This window comes from Streptomyces sp. NPDC002499, assembly GCF_053595415.1.
Window position 1 is genome coordinate 16,084 of sequence record NZ_JBSFXO010000019.1, and the last position, 18,804, is coordinate 34,887.

Annotated in this window: 13 protein-coding genes, 1 tRNA gene and 1 pseudogene; 12 read left to right on the forward strand and 3 right to left on the reverse strand. The window is 72.0% G+C overall.

The genetic code is table 11. The features are described 5' to 3' along the window. Positions 1 to 26: 26 nt before the first annotated feature. From ACWD5F_RS43070 to ACWD5F_RS43095, 6 genes are all read left to right on the forward strand, one after another. Positions 27 to 1,232, forward strand: a complete 1,206-nt coding sequence (locus ACWD5F_RS43070) for a DNA polymerase III subunit delta' (RefSeq protein ID WP_451261608.1) — start codon at positions 27 to 29, stop codon at positions 1,230 to 1,232. Positions 1,233 to 1,370: 138 nt separating this feature from the next. Beyond that, on the forward strand, positions 1,371 to 2,957 hold the full coding sequence (locus ACWD5F_RS43075; protein ID WP_451261609.1) for an alpha/beta hydrolase: 1,587 nt from the start codon (positions 1,371 to 1,373) through the stop codon (positions 2,955 to 2,957). Between the two features lie 119 nt (positions 2,958 to 3,076). Further along, positions 3,077 to 3,150: transfer RNA gene (locus ACWD5F_RS43080), tRNA-Thr, on the forward strand. Positions 3,151 to 3,296: 146 nt separating this feature from the next. Beyond that, the gene (locus ACWD5F_RS43085; protein ID WP_451261610.1) at positions 3,297 to 6,092 is read left to right on the forward strand and encodes a WD40 repeat domain-containing protein; all 2,796 of its coding nucleotides are present in this window, start codon (positions 3,297 to 3,299) and stop codon (positions 6,090 to 6,092) included. Positions 6,093 to 6,452: 360 nt separating this feature from the next. Beyond that, positions 6,453 to 7,361: a hypothetical protein gene (locus ACWD5F_RS43090; RefSeq protein WP_451261611.1), complete on the forward strand. Its 909-nt coding sequence runs from the start codon at positions 6,453 to 6,455 to the stop codon at positions 7,359 to 7,361. Further along, positions 7,358 to 9,517 (forward strand): hypothetical protein, encoded by a 2,160-nt coding sequence (locus tag ACWD5F_RS43095; protein WP_451261612.1) that lies wholly within the window; start codon positions 7,358 to 7,360, stop codon positions 9,515 to 9,517. Before ACWD5F_RS43090 ends, ACWD5F_RS43095 begins: the two co-directional genes overlap by 4 nt. Here the strand turns inward: ACWD5F_RS43095 and ACWD5F_RS43100 are convergent. Next, positions 9,445 to 10,248 (reverse strand): hypothetical protein, encoded by an 804-nt coding sequence (locus tag ACWD5F_RS43100; RefSeq protein ID WP_451261613.1) that lies wholly within the window; start codon positions 10,246 to 10,248, stop codon positions 9,445 to 9,447. The two genes, ACWD5F_RS43095 and ACWD5F_RS43100, sit on opposite strands and share 73 nt — an antisense overlap. A gap of 167 nt (positions 10,249 to 10,415) precedes the next feature. Between ACWD5F_RS43100 and ACWD5F_RS43105 the strand changes: the two genes are divergently transcribed. From ACWD5F_RS43105 to ACWD5F_RS43120, 4 genes and pseudogenes are all read left to right on the forward strand, one after another. Beyond that, a complete protein-coding gene (locus ACWD5F_RS43105; protein ID WP_451261614.1) occupies positions 10,416 to 10,817 on the forward strand; it encodes a hypothetical protein in 402 nt (133 codons plus the stop codon). Between the two features lie 118 nt (positions 10,818 to 10,935). Next, positions 10,936 to 11,403 carry a DUF3052 domain-containing protein gene (locus tag ACWD5F_RS43110; RefSeq protein WP_451261615.1) on the forward strand — a complete coding sequence of 156 codons (468 nt, stop codon included), beginning with the start codon at positions 10,936 to 10,938 and terminating at the stop codon, positions 11,401 to 11,403. A 154-nt stretch (positions 11,404 to 11,557) separates the two neighbouring features. Continuing rightward, the gene (locus ACWD5F_RS43115; protein ID WP_401718791.1) at positions 11,558 to 12,472 is read left to right on the forward strand and encodes a glycosyltransferase family 2 protein; all 915 of its coding nucleotides are present in this window, start codon (positions 11,558 to 11,560) and stop codon (positions 12,470 to 12,472) included. 251 nt (positions 12,473 to 12,723) lie between these two features. Beyond that, positions 12,724 to 14,616, forward strand: a pseudogene (locus ACWD5F_RS43120) (BTAD domain-containing putative transcriptional regulator); the annotation flags it as partial. 45 nt (positions 14,617 to 14,661) lie between these two features. Here ACWD5F_RS43120 and ACWD5F_RS43125 read toward each other — a convergent pair. Together ACWD5F_RS43125 and ACWD5F_RS43130 are read right to left on the reverse strand one after the other, a co-directional pair. Continuing rightward, positions 14,662 to 16,344, reverse strand: a complete 1,683-nt coding sequence (locus ACWD5F_RS43125; protein WP_451261616.1) for a bifunctional 3'-5' exonuclease/DNA polymerase — start codon at positions 16,342 to 16,344, stop codon at positions 14,662 to 14,664. Positions 16,345 to 16,446: 102 nt separating this feature from the next. After that, positions 16,447 to 17,190 (reverse strand): Clp protease N-terminal domain-containing protein, encoded by a 744-nt coding sequence (locus ACWD5F_RS43130; RefSeq protein WP_451261617.1) that lies wholly within the window; start codon positions 17,188 to 17,190, stop codon positions 16,447 to 16,449. 124 nt (positions 17,191 to 17,314) lie between these two features. Between ACWD5F_RS43130 and ACWD5F_RS43135 the strand changes: the two genes are divergently transcribed. Further along, positions 17,315 to 17,608, forward strand: coding sequence for a hypothetical protein (locus ACWD5F_RS43135; protein WP_451261618.1), 294 nt, complete (start codon positions 17,315 to 17,317; stop codon positions 17,606 to 17,608). A gap of 41 nt (positions 17,609 to 17,649) precedes the next feature. Beyond that, positions 17,650 to 18,789 (forward strand): DUF2786 domain-containing protein, encoded by a 1,140-nt coding sequence (locus ACWD5F_RS43140; protein WP_401718780.1) that lies wholly within the window; start codon positions 17,650 to 17,652, stop codon positions 18,787 to 18,789. The last annotated feature ends 15 nt before the right edge of the window (positions 18,790 to 18,804 follow it).

Here is an 18,804-nt window from a genome sequence, read left to right on the forward strand (position 1 = left end):
AACGTGACGAAAGGGCGGGGTGAGGCATGACCGTCTGGGACGACCTCGTCGGCCAGGAGAAGGTGGCCGAGCAGCTCGCCGCCGCTGCCCGGGACGCCGACGCGCTGGTCACGGCGGCCGGCACGAACACCCCGCCGCCCGAGGCGTCGAAGATGACGCACGCGTGGCTCTTCACCGGCCCGCCGGGTGCCGGGCGCACGCAGACGGCACGGGCGTTCGCCGCCGCCCTGCAGTGCGTGTCTCCGGACCGCGCGCTCGGCGGATCCCCGGGCTGCGGGTTCTGCGAGGGCTGTCATACGGCGCTCATCGGCACGCACGCCGACGTCACCACCGTCGCCGCCGTGGGCACGCAGATCCTCGCCGACGACATGCGGGACACCGTCCGGAAGTCGTTCACGTCACCGGCGACCGGCCGGTGGCAGATCATCCTCGTCCAGGACGCCGAGCGGCTGAACGAGAAGTCGGCCAACGCCGTCCTCAAGGCAGTCGAGGAACCCGCCCCCCGCACGGTCTGGCTCCTCTGCGCGCCCTCGCTGGAGGACGTGCTGCCCACCATCCGCTCCCGCTGCCGGCACCTCAACCTGCTGACGCCTTCCGTGGACGCCGTGGCCGACATGCTCGTACGGCGGGAGGGGATCGAGCCGGCCGTCGCCGCCGCCGCGGCCCGCGCCACGCAGGGGCATGTCGACCGGGCCCGCCGTCTCGCCACCGACCCGGCCGCTCGCGAGCGGCGCACCGCGGTGCTGAAGCTGCCGCTGCGGATCGACGAGGTCGGCAGCGCGCTCAAGGCCGCCCAGGAGCTCGTAGACGCGGCTGCCGAGGACGCCAAGCAGCTCGCCGAGGAAGTGGACGGCAAGGAGACCGAGGAGCTGAAGGCGGCGATGGGCGGGGGCCAGGGCAGCCGGATGCCGCGTGGCACGGCGGGGGTGATGAAGGACCTGGAGGACAAGCAGAAGCGGCGCCGTACGCGTACGCAGCGCGACAGTCTCGACCTCGCCCTGACCGACCTCACGTCCTTCTACCGCGACGTCCTCGCCCTCCAGTTCGGCTCCCGCGTCGCCATCGCCAACGCGGACGCCGGCGACACCCTCGACCGCCTCGCCCGCGCCGGCTCGCCGGAGTCGACCCTCCGGCGTATCGAGGCGATCGCCGCGTGCCGGGACGCCCTCGACCGGAACGTGGCTCCGCTGCTGGCGGTGGAGGCGATGGCGATGGCGCTCAGAGCGGGCTGAGGCGAGCTGGGGGCTGCTCTCGGGCGCCGTTCCTTTTGGACGGACCCGGCGATCAACGGGAGGTTGACGACGTAACTCGTACGAGGTTCATCGCACACGGAGAGCGTTCATCGCATCGCGCAGCGTTACGCTCGCGTGATGCACTTCAGGCGCCGCAGCATCCGCCCCGGTCGATCACGAACCGCCGCCGTTCTCCTTGCCACCACCGCCCTGCTCGCCTCCGCCTGTTCGTCCTCCGGCTCGGCGAACTCCGTCGACGGTGCCGCGTCCGTGGCGCTGGCCGCGCTGCCGCGGGCCACGCCGGCGACGCTCGCGCCGTACTACGCGCAGAAGGTGAGCTGGCGCAGCTGCGGGGTTCCCGGTTTCGAGTGCGCCACGATGAAGGCGCCGCTCGACTACGCCGAGCCGACCGCCGGTGACGTGAGATTGGCCGTCGCGCGCAAGAAGGCGACGGGGAAGGGCAAGCCGCTCGGGTCGTTGCTGGTGAACCCGGGTGGTCCGGGCGGCTCGGCGATCGGCTACCTGCAGCAGTACGCGGGGATCGGCTACCCGGCCGAGGTGCGGGCCCGGTACGACATGGTCGCCGTCGACCCGCGCGGTGTCGCCCGCAGCGAGCCCGTGGAGTGTCTCGACGGGCGGGACATGGACACGTACACGCAGACGGACACCACACCGGACGACAAGAAGGAGACCGGTGAACTCGTCGACGCGTACAAGGAGTTCGCGGAAGGGTGCGGGGAGCGTTCGGCGGAGCTGCTGAGGCATGTCTCCACCGTCGAGGCGGCGCGGGACATGGACATCCTGCGGGCGGTGCTGGGGGACCGGAAGCTGACATATGTGGGGGCGTCGTACGGGACGTTCCTCGGGGCGACGTACGCCGGTCTGTTTCCCGACCGGGTGGGGCGGCTGGTGCTGGACGGGGCGATGGATCCGTCGCTGCCCGCGCGGCGGCTGAACCTCGACCAGACGGCGGGGTTCGAGACGGCGTTCCAGTCCTTCGCGAAGGACTGCGTGCAGCAGCCGGACTGTCCGCTCGGGCGCAAGGGCACCACGCCCGCGCAGGTCGGCAAGAACCTGAAGGCCTTCTTCCGCACGCTGGACCGGCACCCGATCCCGGCCGGTGACGCGGACGGCCGCAAGCTCGGTGAGGCGCTCGCCACGACCGGTGTGATCGCGGCGATGTACGACGAGGGCGCGTGGGCGCAGTTGCGCGAGGCGCTGACGATGGCGATGAAGGAGAAGGACGGGGCGGGGCTGCTGGTGCTGTCGGACAGCTACTACGAGCGGGACGCGAAGGGCGACTACTCGAACCTGATGTTCGCCAACGCCGCCGTCAACTGCCTCGACCTGCCGGCGGCGTTCTCGACCCCGGACCAGGTGGAGGAGGCGCTCCCCGCGTTCGAGAAGGCCTCCCCGGTCTTCGGCGAGGGCCTGGCCTGGGCCTCTCTCAGCTGCGCGTACTGGCCGGTCAAGCCCACGGGCGAGCCGCACCGGATCGTGGCGAAGGGCGCGGCCCCGATCGTCGTGGTCGGCACCACGCGGGACCCGGCGACCCCGTACGGCTGGGCTCGCGCGCTGTCCCGCCAGCTCTCCTCGGCGCGCCTGCTCACCTACGAGGGCGACGGCCACACCGCGTACGGCCGCGGCAGCGACTGCATCGACTCCACGATCGACACCTACCTGCTCCACGGGACGCCTCCGGCGGAGGGAAAGCGCTGCTCATAGTGGGTGCGGTCGGCTTCTGACCGGCTTCGGGGGGCGTTGCTCCGGGGCCGGTACGGAGCACCCCTCGAAACTGTGTAGACTTTCCGACGTTGCTGATCGCACCATGGTGTGACCAGCGTGCCGCCTTAGCTCAGATGGCCAGAGCAACGCACTCGTAATGCGTAGGTCTCGGGTTCGAATCCCGAAGGCGGCTCTGTGGAAGCCTCAGGACTCACTCGCCGTGACCTGGGGCTTTTGCTTTTTTCGGATGTGGCCGTGGGGCTGAGCGTGGGTCGTTAAGGTGCAGAATCCGGCGCCCCCAGGTGCGTGGAACTGATCCGGCACACGACGAGGTGCTCCATGGAACGGGATGTGCTCGCCGCGCTGGACTGTGCCGTCGGGGACGAGGTGTCCGGCGAGGTGCTGCTCGCCCTCGTCAACGGGGTGCGGTCGGTTGAACAGGCTTACCGGGAACGGGACTTGAGCGCGCTGGTGCGGGCGGCCGGGGGCGCCCTGGAGGAGCGTGAGCGGGCGGGGCGGCGGGTGTTCGTGGTCGTCGGTCCGCGGTCCGGTTGCGGCGAGGCCGATCCGGGACGCGCGGTTTCCGTCGTCGACGCCTTGTTGGGTCTGGTTCCGCTGGACGGCGACGGTCGCCGTAGCTGGCAGGGCGTCGACCTCTATCTGCGGGACCATCTGGCGACCCACGCGGCGGCCGCGGGGCGGTTGGCGGAACTCGCTGGCGACGCCGGGTTCCTGGCCTTCGCCGATCCCGATCGGCTCGCCCGTGTACTGCACCGGGTCGACCGCTCCCGCTCACCTCTGCTGCGTGCGTACTGGCGGGCCCTGCACCGGCTGCGCGCGGCGGCACCGGCCGACCGGTCCGCCGTACTCCAGGCGATGGTGCACTGCGAGGAGCCGGAGGCGCTCGATGCTCCCAGGGTGAGTGAACTCGCCGACGCGGCCGGGTGGGCGCCCGCGTGGGCGGGGGAGCGCGGCCGTACGGCGTTCCATCGGCGGCTGCTGGGGCACGGAGACGATCCGACGCGGGACGAAGTGCCGCTGGACGCGCTGGCGTTCGGCACGATCGGGGACCGGACGGTGCTCGCGAGCGGGGGCCGCGACGGTGAGACACGGCTCTGGGATGCGCGTACCGGCGAACTGCTGTCCACGCTCGGTACGCCTCTCCGATCGGCGTCCGTGCTGCTGGAGTTCGGCATCGTCGACGGCCGTCCGGTGCTGGTCGGTGGATCGAGGGACGGCACGGTACGGATCTGGGATCCGCTCACGGGCGTATCGCCGGCGGTCTTCTCCGTCCCCGCGGGACACGCGCGGGCGGCCGCGTTCGTCCCGCTCGACGACGGTCGGTGGGCGCTTGCGGTCGCCTCCGGATTCGAGGCGGACGACGGATCCGGGCGGCCAAGCGACGCGTACGCCCACGATGCCGGCGGTGTGGATCTGTGGGATCCGTTCACCGGGGCGCGGCTCGCCCAACTGTTGGCGTGCGACGAGGTGGTGCTGGGCGTGGTCGCCCTCACCGTCGCCGGACGATCCGCCGTCGCCGCGCTGTGCGGCGACGCGGTGCGGGTGTGGGACGCCACCACCCGCGAGCTCCTCGCCCAGTGGTCCGACAGGCAGGTGGACTTCGACGTTCCGCCGTTCGTCGGGCCCCTCGCCACCGTCGACTGGAAAGGGCGTGAGGTGCTGGCCCTGGTCGCCGAGGAGGAGGGGACCGGGTGGGACAACCGTGAGTGGCAGCAGTCCGTGTTCCTGTGGGACCCCTCGGCGGGCCCCACGGGCAGGCTGGTCAAGCGCTTCGGTCTGGGTGAGTCGGAGTCGGTGCTCGCCTTCGGGCGCACGGGTTTCGCGAGCACGGGAGGCGAGGGAGGCGACGGTGGCGAGGGTGGCGAAATTTCGCGTGAAACTGCCCGAGAGACCGTGCTGGCCACCGTCTCCCCTCGGTCCGACGGTGCGTGGAGCGATGACGTCGGCGTCTGGGTCAGGACGCTCGACGGCCGGGCGGTCACGGGCGTGGCCGCCCACACCGGTCACTTTCTGACCGGCGCCTTCGGCACCGTCGGCGGCACGACCGTGCTCGCCACCACCAGGACGGGTGGCTTCGACCGGACGCCACAGGGCGGCCACGACATCGTGCTGCTGGACGTTCCCGCCGCCGCCCGGTACGCGGGGACGGGCGAGCGTGATGCCGGCGGGCTGGCGCTCGGTACCGACGGGCGGCAACCGGTCCTGCTGGTCGGCGGCACCTACGAGGTCGACGTCAGGGATCCGGTCACCGGCCGGTCGCTTGCCCGTACTTCCCCGGCCTTCTGCGACAACCACAAGCACGGGCAGAGCCGAGGAGTCGCGGTCGCCTCAGGCGTGGTCGACGGCAGCCCGCTGCTCGCCGTCGCCGGCATCGGGCACGGTGTCTCCCTGTGCGACCCGGCGACGGGCGCGGTGGTGCGTGAGCTGCGCGGGCATCCGACGTCCTGGTCGCGGTTCGTGGCCTTCGGCGACACCGGGCGCCGCGTCCTGCTGCCCGGCAGACCCGCCGCGGCCGCCAAGCGTGTCGCCCTCCTCGCCGAGGCGGACACCAGCGGGCCGGTGACCGTGTGGGACGCGGCCACCGGGGAGGTCATCGGCACCGTGGACGCCTACGGGCGGCTGACCGCGCTCGGCTTCGCGACGGTGGCCGGGCGGACCGTTCTCGCGACCGTCCACGGTGAATCGCTCACGCTGTGGGACCCGGTCAAGGTCAGGGCCCTCAGGAACTTCCCGTGCGGTGCGGCCGGTCTGGCCCTCGGCACCGTCGCCGGGCACGACGTCCACGCCACCGCCTCCGGCCGGCGGGTACTGATCCGCGACTCCGCCGGCGGACAACTCCTGTCGACCGTCGAGAACTTGGGAGCCGCGGTGACCTGTCTCTCCCTGGCTACCATGGGCGACCGCGACCTGCTGGTCACCGGCGACAGCTCCGGCGCCGTACGGATGTGGGACGCGGTGACGGGTGACCACCTCACCACCCTGGCCACCTTCGCCCGTGTCGTCCACGAGGTCGTCCTGGCCGCGGTCGGCGACGAGACCTACGTTTTCGCCCAGTCGCGCGCCGGCCGCCTCACCGCCTGCCGCGTCCACGCCATCGGGGAGGCTGGGGGCTGAGGGGAGATGCGGAGGGGCTGAGGGGAGATGCGGAGGGGCTGAGGGGTGATGCGGAGAGGGTGAGGGGAGGGGGGCGGATCGGCGGGGCGGAGACGCAGAGGTACGGAAGTGCGGAAGCGCAGAGGTACGGAGGTGCCGGGAAGCCCCTCCGTAGGGATCGCCGTAGGCCTCCCCTCCGCCCGGTTGGGGCCGCGCGCACGTCGCACCGGCACGTGCCGGCCCAGCTATTTACCGCCTGCTCACCCGTGTGTCACGCTCGGATGGCACGGGCCGGGGGGAGTGCGGATGGGGCAAAGACGCGCGGGGGGCGGGGCGTTGGTCCGTTCGCTGGGGATGGCTGCCGGGTTGCCCTCGACCGTCGTGGCCTCCTACCGTGCGCTGCCCGGGCTCGGTGCGGCGTACGAGCAGGTCGTCGCGCCCTTGTTGGTGGAGAGCCTCGCCGACGCGCGTGAACGTGCCCGCGCCGACGGGTCGTTGCGTGCGATGAGCGTCAAGTTCGGTCTGGCGATGCTCGGTTACGCCCGTCTGACCGGACGTACGCTCCCGCTCGACGTCGCCGTGCTGGCCGGTGCCGTCACCCGCCTCTACGACGATCTCATCGACGGCGAGACCGATCCCGCCGCCGACGCCCGGCTCGCCGACCTGATGGGCAACCGGCCCTTCACCGCGGGGACGGACGCCGAACTGCTGCTCGGGCGGATCGTGCGGGAACTGGAGCACAGGCTCGGGTACACACCCGGCGACGACGTGTTCGCGGCGATCGCCTCGCTGCACGAGTTCCAGGTGTTGTCGCGCCGGCAGCGGGAGGCGGACGTTCCCGTCGACGTGCTGGAGAAGATCACGCGGGGAAAGGGCAGTTCGGCCCATCTGATCCTGTGCGGCATCGTCAAACCGGGGCTGGGGCCCACCGAACGCGACCTCGTCATGGATCTGGGCGAAGCACTTCAGTCCCTCGACGACTACATGGACGTGGGCCCCGATCGCGCGCACGGCGTGACCACCCTCGCCACCCTCGGGGTGGTCACCCTGGCGCACATCGTGGGGCAACTGCGGGGCATGCGGCCGCGGTTGGTGGCGTGCTACGGCAGGCGGGCCGCCCGGCAGTACTGCGGGATGCTCTCCTTCCTGCTCCTCAAGGCGTGGGTGGGCCGTACGCTCCCCGTCCTCGGTCGGCTGACGAGCCGGGCCGCCGGGAGATCCGCCGTACTGACCGTCTTCGCCCGCAGCACGGACGCCCTCCCGCCGGCCGGATCGGAGACCCGGTCGTGAAGGGCCGGCGCGCGCTCAAGGTCGGCCTCTCCGTCGTGCTGAGCGCGGTCCTGGTGGCGACGGTCGTCGTCGGCGTACAGGGGCTCAGGAGCGGTGATCTCAAGCCGTTGGACCTGTGGGTCTCCCTGATTCCCGTCGTGCTCGCCGTCGCCGCCATCGTGACGACCGTGCTGTACAGCGGTCTGCGTCCCGCCGCCACGCTGGACGAGGCGGTGGCCGCGCAGGTGCCCGCGCTGGCGCGGAGCATGCGCAAGGCGTGGGTGGCCGAGAGCAGGAACCGCGGTCTCTTCGAGGACCGCCGGATGGCGGTGCGCTGGCGGCGGCGGCCCGGCTCGGAGCGGTTCTCGCGGCTGGCGGCCGAACTGCCCGAGGAGGGTGAACTCAACCAACTGACCGGCACGTTCGCCCGACGCGTGCGGGCGGGCGGTCTGTCCCGGCTGGTGGTGACCGGGAACCCGGGGGCGGGCAAGACGACGGTCTGTGTGCTGACCACCCTCGAACTCGCCGAGCCGGTCGGCCCGTTGGTGCCCGTGATTTTCCAGATCTCCTCCTGGGACCCGGCCCGTCCGCTCATGGATTGGATGACGGACGAACTCACCGCGGTCCATCCGGCCTCCACCGACCGGACGCGCAACCGCCTGATCTGCGCCGAACTCGTCCGGCACCACGTCCTGCCGGTCCTCGACGGACTCGACCAGGCCGCCGACCGGGCCGCCCTACTGCGGGGTGTCGCTACGGGGTTGGAGGGCCGTTCCTTCGTACTGGCCTGCCGTACCGAGGAGTTCGACGCCCTCGACGCCGACGGGATGCTGCGCGAGACGCTCGTCGTACGACTGCAGCCGCTGCGGGCGGACGAGGCGCGCGGAGTTCTGGAGACCGCCCGCCCCGGGCCGGTCCTGGAACCGCTGCTCGCCGCCCTGGAGGAACGGCCGGACGGGCCGCTGGCGCGGGTGCTGGAGACGCCGTTCATGCTCTCCCTGGCCGTGTCGCTGGACGGATCGCTGCCGCGGGAGATCCTCTCGGCGGGCGGGGTGAACGCGAACGCGGGGGCTGGGGATGGCGCTCCAGCTGGGGATGGGGATGGGGATGGGGATGGGGCGGACGCGGAGGCCCAGGCCGAGGAACGGATCGGGCAGCGGCTGCTGGGGGCCTTCATCACCCAGGCCTACCTCCGGCCCCGCGACAAGGCCCCGCACTACAGCGCCGAGGACGCCCGCCGCCATCTGACCTTCCTCGCCCGCAACGTCGACCCCGACACAGGGCGGCTGGCCTGGTGGCAGCTGCACCGGGCCGTACCGCAGTGGGTGCATCTGACGCTTGCCCTGGTCAACGCGGCGATCGGCTGCTCGATCCCGACGGTCGCCCTGTTCGCCCTGTTCGGGCGCCCGTTGCTGGGCCTGTGGATCGGGCTGGGCGCGGCGCTGGTCGGGGCGCTGGTGGTGGAGTTGGTGCCAGGGGACGATCCGCGCCGGGCCAAACCGCGGCTGAGATCCGTACGACCGCCCTCCTCGCACGCGCTGCAACGGGTGCTCGGCTTCGGGGTGGTGGGCGGCGCCGCCTGCGCGGTGATCGTCGCGTTCCTCTACGAGAGACCTCAATACGTGGTGATCGGCGGGGTGTTGAGCGGTATCACGTTCGCCGCCGCCCGCTACTTCAGCGAACCGAGCGACCTCATGGAGGCCATCACCCCCACCACGCTGCTGCGTTCCGACCGCGCCACGGTCCTCTACGCCTGGCTGGCCGGCGCCGTGGCGGGGGCGCTCACCGGTGCCTACCTCGGCGGCTCCATCAAGGCGGGCCGGCGCACCCCGCAGCTCGACGACGTCACCCTGATCGACAAACTGCCCACCGCGGTCGAGGCGTTGATGGGGGCGGCCGGCGGGGCGCTGCTGAGCGCCACCGGACTGGGGCTGATGGCGCTCGGGTCCAGTTCGTGGGGGCGGTTCGTGGCCACCCGCGGGTGGCTGGCGGTGCGCGGGCACACTCCGCGGCGGCTGATGGCGTTCATGGAGGACGCCCAACGGCGGGAAGTACTACGGCAGATGAACGGTCACTACGAGTTCCGGCACCAGCTGCTCCAGCGTCATCTGGCCGAGCCGGCCCGGGCCGTCGCCTCCACCGCCGACACCAACACCGGCCCGGACAGCACCCAGTAGGCCCGGCGGGCGGGCCTGCGGCCGGTGTCGGGCAGTGCGAGATAGCTGGCCGCGGGGAAGCGGACCCAGGCCTGGGGCGTGCCGGGCCGTACCGGCTGGAAGTCCAACTCGTCGAGCTCTCGGCGGACTTCGGCGAGCACGGCGAGTTCGTCGCGGCCGACGGCACAGACGAACTGAAGGGTGGCCTGGGAGAAGGTGCCGACGGTCCGGTCCCGTTCCCGGCGCCTGAGCAGTTCGCCGACCTGGTTGCCCCGGGTCAGGTCATAGACCTCGGGCGGCCCCGGGACCTCGTCGGAGCGTACGGCGCAGCGCAGGAGGGGGAAGTGGTGGGTACGCAGGTCGGCGGTCCGGTCCGCCAACCAGCAAGGCTCGTAGGCGTGTTGGCGGCGCTCGAAGACGACCAGGAGCAGCGACCGGGCCAGCACGGCCGCCCCCAGCACCACCGCACACACCAACGCGGCGCTCCGCACCCCCGGCACGAGCAGCCCCAGCAACGCCACCACGACCGGCACGGCAGCCCAGCCGGCCCCGACGAGCTGCGCCTCGGCGAACTCGGGCCCCTTGAGCCCGGTCCCGTACCGCCGCGCGACACCTTTCAGCCCCGGCAGGGGCGCGAGCGGAATAGCGGCTTCAGGCCGAAGCGACTCGGGTCGTCGCAGCAACTCGGGTCGCGGCAACTCGGGTTGCAGCAGGTCGGATCGCGGCAGCTCGGGCTCAGGTTCGCAGTTCATCGCCCCACTCACCCGCCCGTCCGCCTTCCGCCGCCGACGCTGCTCCCGGTCCCCGTATGCCTGTGCCGCCACGTCTCTACGTCTCTACCCTGTGTCGACGCTACTACGGGAGCGCCCACGCGAAAGTCGCCGTCGCGCCGGGAAGAAGAGGAGGGGAACTCACCGCCATGCCCGAGGAACACGTCCACCCCGAGTTGATCCGCGACGAGCACCCTTGGCGACCGACCCACCCCCACACCTGGTCCGGCAACGCCCACGTACGGGTATGGCGAACGGCCCCGGATCACGTGACCGTGGTGCTCAGCGGCCCCGACGCCGAGTACGACCTGGAGACGGTGCTCCCCCTGCTCCGCGCCGAATACCCCCACGACAAGGTCGACTTCACCTTCCACCGCCCGACGGACTGGGGAACCCTGGGCTACTACGCCCAGCTGACACAGCCACCCGACGGAACGGGCCCCGTGACCCGAACGGCCATCCCGGGCGACACCCTGGCGACCCACCTGGGCCCCACCTTCTACGCCACCGAGGACCCGGACGACGAGACGACGGGTTGGGGCGGTCCCTGAGCGAAGCGAGGAACGCGGCGTTCCCGTCCCGGCCGCGTCTGCCGTGCCAGAGATTCAGACCTTGATCGCGCAAAGATGATGTCCCACCGATTCACCCCCCTCACCGAGGAGCCGCGACATGGCCGGTCACAGTGACAACGCGACGGGCGGTGGCTACTCCGGCACCCCGCTCGCCAAGAAGATCGGCATCAAGCCCGGCCACCGGGTACGCCTGCTGCACGCCCCGGACTCCTTCGACATTCCCGATCTTCCCGACGACGTAGACCTCACCCCCGCCTCCGAAGGGCACCGGCACCCTGAATCCCACCCCGCCGACATCACCCTCGCCTTCTTCCGCACCCACGCCACTCTCGCCGCCGAAGCCCCCGTCCTCGTCGGCGCCCTCGCCGACAGCGCCATGCTCTGGATCGCCTGGCCTCGTAAAGCCGCCGGCCACGTCAGTGATATTGCTGAGAACGATCTGCGGGACCTCTTCCTCCCGTTGGGCATCGTCGATGTGAAGGTCGCCGCGTTGGGGGAGGACTGGTCGGGGCTGAAGTTCGTACGACGCAAGGAGAACCGTGCGGGCGCCACGGCGAATCGGTAGGGCGCGAAGCCACGCCCTCGTGACGCCCGCACGAACCGTCGGGATACGGAGCGAAATCCCGGGTATTGAGGGAAATCGACGGGGTGCTTAAGAAGTCCTTACCGTGAACGGCTAGCATCGCGCGTCATGCTGCCGGTCGGGATGGGGTGAGGGCATGGGTGACCTGGCTGGCCCGGAGGCGTCGGCGAGGATCGCCGTCGCCGTGGTGACGATGGGGAACCGTCCCGCCGAGGTCGACGCGCTGTTGGAGTCGGTCGCCAAGCAGGACCTCGCACCCGCGCGGATCGTGATCGTCGGCAACGGCTGCCCGCTCCCCGACTACGCCACCCGCCTCGCCCTCCCCGGCGAAGTCACCCAACTCGAACTCGACGAGAACCTCGGCTGCCCCGGCGGCCGCAACATCGCGCTCCGCGAACTACGCGCATTCGACGACATCGACTACGTCGTCGAACTGGACGACGACGGACTCCTCGTCGACGTGGACGTACTGCGACGCGTACGGGACCTCTTCGAGGCCGAACCGCGGCTCGGCATCGTCGGGTTCCGGATCGCCGACGAGAACGGCGAGACCCAACGGCGCCACGTGCCCAGAGTCGGCAACGCCGATCCGATGCGCGGCGGATACGTCACCGGTTTCCTCGGCGGCGGCCACGCCTTCCGCACGGCCATGCTCGACGAGATCGGCGACTGGCCCGCCGCGTTCTTCTTCGCGCACGAGGAGACCGACCTGGCCTGGCGCGCCGCCGACGCGGGCTGGCGGATCCGCTACGCCCCCGAGCTGTTGCTCCGCCACCCGAAGACCTCGCCCGCCCGCCACGCCATCTACCACCGCGTCACCGCCCGCAACCGCGTCTGGCTCGTCCGCCGTCGGCTGCCCCTGCTCCTCATACCGGTTCACCTGGGCGTATGGACCCTGCTCACCCTCGTACGGACCCGTTCGGGACCCGGCCTGCGGGCCTGGTTCGGCGGCTTCGTGGAGGGGCTGCGGGAACCGGCCGGCGAACGGCGTCCGATGCGCTGGCGCACGGTATGGCAGCTCTCACGCCTCGGCCGCCCGCCCGTCATCTGACGGCATCGGGATCCGGCCGCGGCGGCGTCACTCCCCCGAGCAACGCGTCGTACGCGCGCACCCCCGGGGCCAGATCCGATGTAGTGATCACATCAGGCCGCGCCAACAGATCGCTAACATTGGCCAAGAAAGACTGAGGACGACAAGGGCGACAAGGAAGACAAGCCGCGACGGTGGGCGGAATCCCGCCGAGAGCGAGCGCGGCGCCGAAGCCCAGGAGCTGAGGCGCAGGAAGGGCAGTGAACGGCGTGATGCGGCACGGTCTGCGCTTCGGACTGCTGGGTACGCCGGTGCTGTTCGACTCCCACAGCGACGATCTCAGTGCTCCAGTTCTCACTCCCATCAGCAGTCCCAAGATCCGCGCCCTGCTCGCCACCCTCCTGATCGACAACGGCCGGGTCGTCTCCGTCCCGGCACTCAAGGACGCTCTGTGGCGCGGCGCCCCACCCCCCTCCGCACAGGCCTCCCTGCACAACCACGTGGCCCGCCTACGACGACTGCTCCACGACCCCGACCGCCTACGAGCCGCACCACCCGGCTACGTACTGCGCGTCGAACAGGGCGAGTTGGACGTCCACGTCTTCGAGCAGCACCTCGCCGCGGCCCGTGACGCGCACACCACCCGCGACTGGGTGCGAGCGATCCGTGAATCCACGGCGGCCCTCGCACTCTGGCGAGGCGCCCCGCTCAGCGGCCTGCCGGCCGAGACAAGCGGATACGCCTTCGTCCGACGGCTCCGCGAGGCCCGGCTCCTGCTCCTGGAATGGCGCTACGACGCCGAACTGGCCGTCGGCAGCCCCCGACTCGACGCCCTCGTACCGGAGTTGGCGGCCCTGGCCGGCGAGCACCCGCTACGGGAGGCGTACCACCGCCAGTTGATGCTCGCCCTGCACCGCACCGGCCGACAGGCCGAAGCCCTCGCCGTCCACCGCGACCTCCGCACCCGCCTCATCGAGGAACTCGGCGTGGAACCGGGCCCGACGGTACGCGAGGCCCACGTGGAGGTCCTCAGGGAAGCCACCACTGGCACGGTCCTCTTCTCTACGCGCGAAGACCGACCCCCACCTGCCCAACTTCCCCCAGCCCCCGCCCACTTCACCGGCCGGGCCGCCGTCCTCGCCGCCCTGCGCAACGCCCTGCACGACACCCCCGACGGGCTCACCACCCCCACCGCCCCTGTACTAGCCCCCGCCCCCACCATCACCGTCATCAACGGCATGGCCGGCATAGGCAAAAGCGCCCTGGCCCTCCACCTCGCCCACACCCTGAAGGAACGTTTCTCCGACGGTCAGCTCTACGTCGATCTCCACGGCGCCACCCCGGGCATGACCCCCCTCACCCCCACCCAAGCCCTCACCACCCTCCTCCACGACCTCGGCACCGACCCCCGCCGCATCCCCGAACACCCGGACGCGGCAGCCGCGTTGCTCCGCTCACTCCTCGCCCCCACCCGCACCCTCCTGGTCCTGGACGACGCCGTGAACGCCGCGCAGGTACGACCGCTGCTGCCCGGCGGAGCCGACTGCGCGGTGATCGTCACCAGCCGTTCGCCGCTGACCGCGCTGGACGGTGCCCACCGTTTCCCGCTCGCACCGCTGTCGGACGAGGAGAGTGCCGCGCTGCTGCGCGCGGTGAGCGGACGCGCCGGCCTCGACGCGGCCCACCCCCTCGTCGCACTCACCGGCCGGCTCCCGCTCGCCCTGCGCGTGGTCGCCGCCCGACTGGCCGCCCGCAGCGCCCTCACCCCGGACGCCCTGGCCGGCCAACTGGCCGACGAACAGGGCCGGTTGAACCACCTAGAGTACGACGACCTCAGCGTCCGCCGCTCCCTGGCCGTGGCCCACGACGCACTTGCCGCCTCCGCCCGCCGGGCCGACCGGGACGCGGCCCTCGTACTGCGCGGCATCGGCACCCTCGACCTCCCCGCGTACGGCGCACCCCTCCTCGCCCGCCTGGCCGGTATCGACGCCCGCCGCGCCGAGGCCGCCCTCGACCGCCTCGTGGACGTGGCCCTCCTGGAGGAGACGGCATACGGCCGCTACGCCCCCCACGACCTGGTCCGCGACTTCGCCCGCGAACTGGCCGTCGCCCCCGGCGTGGAAACCGGCACCGAGACCGTCACCGAGACCGTCACCGAAACCGTGATCGAAACCGCCCGCGAACCCGGCCCCCACTGATCACCTCACTGATCACTTCGCGTCCGCGTAGCACTCCACCACTGCCGTCGTGAACGGAAACCGCACCGGCGTCTCCCCGAACGTCAGCCGTCCCGCCAGGTCGGACGCCTCGCGGATCGCCGCCACGATCGTCTCCGACTCCTCCTCGGGGCAGTGCACGATCACCTCGTCGTGCTGGAAGAAGACCAGCTCGGCCGCCATGTCCGCACAGGTCCTGCGCAGTGCGGCGAGCAGCAGCAGGGCCCAGTCGGCTGCGCTGCCCTGGACGACGAAGTTGCGGGCGAAGCGGCCTCGGGCGCGGGCGTCCGTGGAGGCGTAACCCGGCGTCCACTGGCGGGCGTCGGAGTCGTCGTCCCCGACGGGGATGCCCGCCTCCTCCGCGTCCTCGTCGGCCCCCGCCGCCGGTGGGCAGGTCCGCCCGAGCCAGGTCCGCACCAGCCGGCCCTCCTCACCGGCCCGCGCGGCGTCGTCGACGTACGCGACCGCCTTGGGGAAGCGGCGTCTGAGCGCGGCCAGGTTCTTGAGGCCGTCGCCGGAGGTCTGACCGTAGACCGCGCCGAGCACGGCGAGCTTGGCCTGGGCGCGGTCGCCGGAGAAGGCGCGGTCGGAGACGGACTGGTAGAGGTCGGTCTCCCGGCCGGCCACCTCCATGAGGCCGGGGTCGCGCGAGATGGCCGCCAGCACCCGCGGCTCCATCTGGTCGGCGTCGGCGACGACGAGCCGCCAGCCGGGGTCGGCGACCACCGCGCGCCGGATCACCTTGGGGATCTGCAACCCGCCCCCGCCGTTGGTGACCCAGCGTCCGGTGACCGTGCCGCCCGCGTGGAACTCGGGCCGGAACCTCCCGTCACGCACCCAGTCCTGCAACCAGGACCAGCCGTGCGCCACCCAGATCCGGTACAGCTTCTTGTACTCGACCAGCGGCTTCACGGCCGGGTGGTCGACGGACTCGATCTCCCAGCGGCGGGTGGACCTGACCTTGATGCCGGCCTGTGCGAACGCCTTTATGACATCGGCGGGCAGATCCGGCCGGACCCGGCGCCCGAAGGCGGCGGACACCTCGTCCGCGAGCTCGGCGAGGCGCCGGGGCTCGCCACCGCCCGCGTACCGCTCGCCCAGCAGCTCGTGCAGCATCTGCCGGTGCACCTCGGCGCTCCACGGCAGCCCCGAGCGGTTCATCTCGGCGGCCACCAGCATCCCCGCCGACTCGGCCGCCGTCAGCAGCCGCATCCGGTCCGGGTGCGCGGTCGTGTCGTGCCGTCGCTGCTGCTCGGCGTAGACCGCGGCGAGGTCGGGCAGCGGCAGATTGATGCTCTGCGGCTCGAAGAGCGGGGACTGGGCGTTGGGTTCGGCGGAGCGGGTCGGCGGGTCGGCGGGTACGGGGCCGCCGCGCAGCCGGGCCAGGGCGGCGGCGGCCGAGCGGGGTTCCCCGTACCGCCCCTCGTGGCCGAGCAGGAGGGTCTCGGCGTCCTCGACGTCGTAGCACCGCTCGACCCGTACGCCGGCGGCGAGCAGCCGCGGATACATCTCGGCGGTGGACCGCCACACCCACCGCGTGACCTCCGGCAGCCCGCGCACGAGGGCCCCGGGCTCCGCCTCCCGGCGCGCCGGCCCCGCGAGCACCCCGTCGGGACCGAGGGGCGCGGCCTCCACGCCACCACCCTCGGCCGGAGCGAGCGCCCAGCGATCGGTCATGGTTGCGAGTGTCGCAGCCGCCTCTGACAACGCCCTCGCGATCAACCGCCCCCTGAGCCCTGTGCCCCTCCTTTCAGCCCCCGTCAGCCCCCGTCAGCCCCTTCAGTCCTCCTCGCTCACCCCGCCCGGCGCCTTCAGATACCCCGCGAGCGCCTTGCTGAGCGCGGCCTCCACGGGGGTCTTCTCGATGCCGAGGGCGGAGAGGACGCCCGTGCCGTTCTCGAACTCCAGCAGGGCCAGCAGGATGTGCTCGGTGCCGATGTAGTTGTGGCCGAGCCGCAGGGCCTCGCGGAAGGTGAGTTCGAGGACCTTCTTGGCGTCGGAGGCGTAGGGGACGAGTTCCGGGGGCGACTCGACGCCGGCCGGCAGCGCCGCGGTCGCGGCCTCGACGAGTGCGTCGAGGGTGACGTCCTGGGCCACGACCGCCTTGGCCGCCAGGCCGTCCGGTTCGGCGGTGAGGCCGAGGATCAGGTGGGCCGGGACGACCTCGGAGTTGCGCGCGGACTTGGCCGCGTTGTGCGAGACCACCACGACGTTGCGCGCGCGTGTGGTGTACCGGCCGAACCCCTGGTTCGGGTCGAGGTCGGTCGACTCCTTGGGCACGAACCGCTTCTGCGCGGCCTGCCGCGTGACCCCCATGCTCCGGCCGATGTCCGTCCAGGACGCGCCCGAACGCCGGGCCTGGTCCACGAAGTGGCCGATGAGGTGGTCGGCCACCTCGCCGAGGTGGTCGGCGGCGATGACCGCGTCCTGGAGCTGGTCGAGGGGTTCGACGTGCACCCTCTTGATCGCGTCGATGATGTCGTCGAGACGTACGGAGGACGTGATGGTCGGTTTCGTCGTCATGTGTCAACCGTAGGTTGACAGTCTGAAGGTGTCAACCTCGGGTTGACAGAAAGGGGACTCCTCTTTTGAAGAACACCGTGTGAGGCTCCGGCCGACGGTGGTTGACTCGGCTGCCATGCGTACGTTGACGACGAACACCGCCACCGAGATCGTCGACGCGACGGCCCGGCTGCTCACCGAGCACTACGGGTTCCCGGACGTCGCCGAGCAGTTGGCCGTGCTGCTCCGCCGGCGCCTGGCGGAGGGGGCGTACGACGTGGCGAGCGCGGTGGAACTCGGCGCCCTGGTCACCGCCGACCTCCAGTCGGCCAATGGCGATGCGCACCTGCGGCTCATGTGCCACTCCGACGCCACCTGGCTCCTCCACCTCGACCCGGCGGCCGCCGTTCCCACGGCCCTGGCGCTCCACCGCGGCTGACCCGGCGCCGCCCTGTCAGTGCCCCGTGTCACGATCGAAGCGTGACCAGTACGCCGACCAGCCCCGTCGAGCGCGCCTTCGCGGCCGCCCTCTACGCCGCCGATGCCGACTCCGCCCTCGACACGGGCGCGTCCGTGCTGGCCGCGGACCCGGCGGCCGACGCCGAACTCGCCCGTCGGGGCCGGGAGTTCGTGGCAGCGGCCTGGCGGCGCGGCTGGCAGCCCGCCGACGTCGTGCGGATCGTCCGCCGGGAGCTGGACGACGTACACATCCACCTCGTATCGGCCCTGATCCGTGAGCAGGCGCCGGACGACCGCCCGCGCGGGCCTCGCTGGACCGCGCAGGTGGAGTCGCTCCCGGGCCCCGGCGACGCACCGCCCCGCGCCGACCGCTTCTCGCACGCCACCGCGGTCCTGGAGCTGTACCGCCTGCTGCTGCGCCTGCCGAGCCTCGAACCCCTCGACGAGCAGCACGGCAGACCCGATCAGCGGGCCGGCGGTCGGCCCCGGCCCGAGTCCCGCATGCTCACCCGTATCCGGGCGTTGCTGGCCAAGGCCGAGGCGACCGGGTTCCCCGAGGAGGCGGAGGCGCTCACCGCCAAGGCGCAGGAGCTGACCGCCCGGCACAGCATCGACGAGGCGCTGCTCGCCGCGCAGGGGCCCGCGAAGGACGCGCCCGGCGCCTGCCGGATCGGTGTCGAGCCGCCGTACGAGCAGGCCAAGGCGGTGCTGCTGGACGCGGTCGCCGACGCGAACCACTGCCGTGCCGTGTGGAACGAACCGCTGGCCTTCTCCACCGTCGTCGGCTTCGAGGCCGACCTGGAGGTGGTCGAACTGCTCTACGCCTCCCTGCTGGTCCAGGCCCAGACGGCCATGACGAAGGCGGAGGCGGCGCAGCGCGCGGGGGGCCGGCGGCGTACGAAGAGCTTCCGGCAGTCGTTCCTCGCGGCCTACGCGCACCGGATAGGCACCCGCCTCGCGGCTGCCGCCGAGACCCAGGTGACCGACGACCTGCTCCCGGTGCTGGCGACGCGTGAGGTCGCGGTCACGGCGGAGGCGGACCGGATGTTCCCCGAGACGACCACGACCCGGCTGCGGGGCGTGACCGACGCGGCGGGCTGGACCGAGGGCGCCGAGGCGGCCGACCGGGCCCAGGTCGGCGCCCGGCCCCGGCTCCCGTGAGCGACGTACGACGGA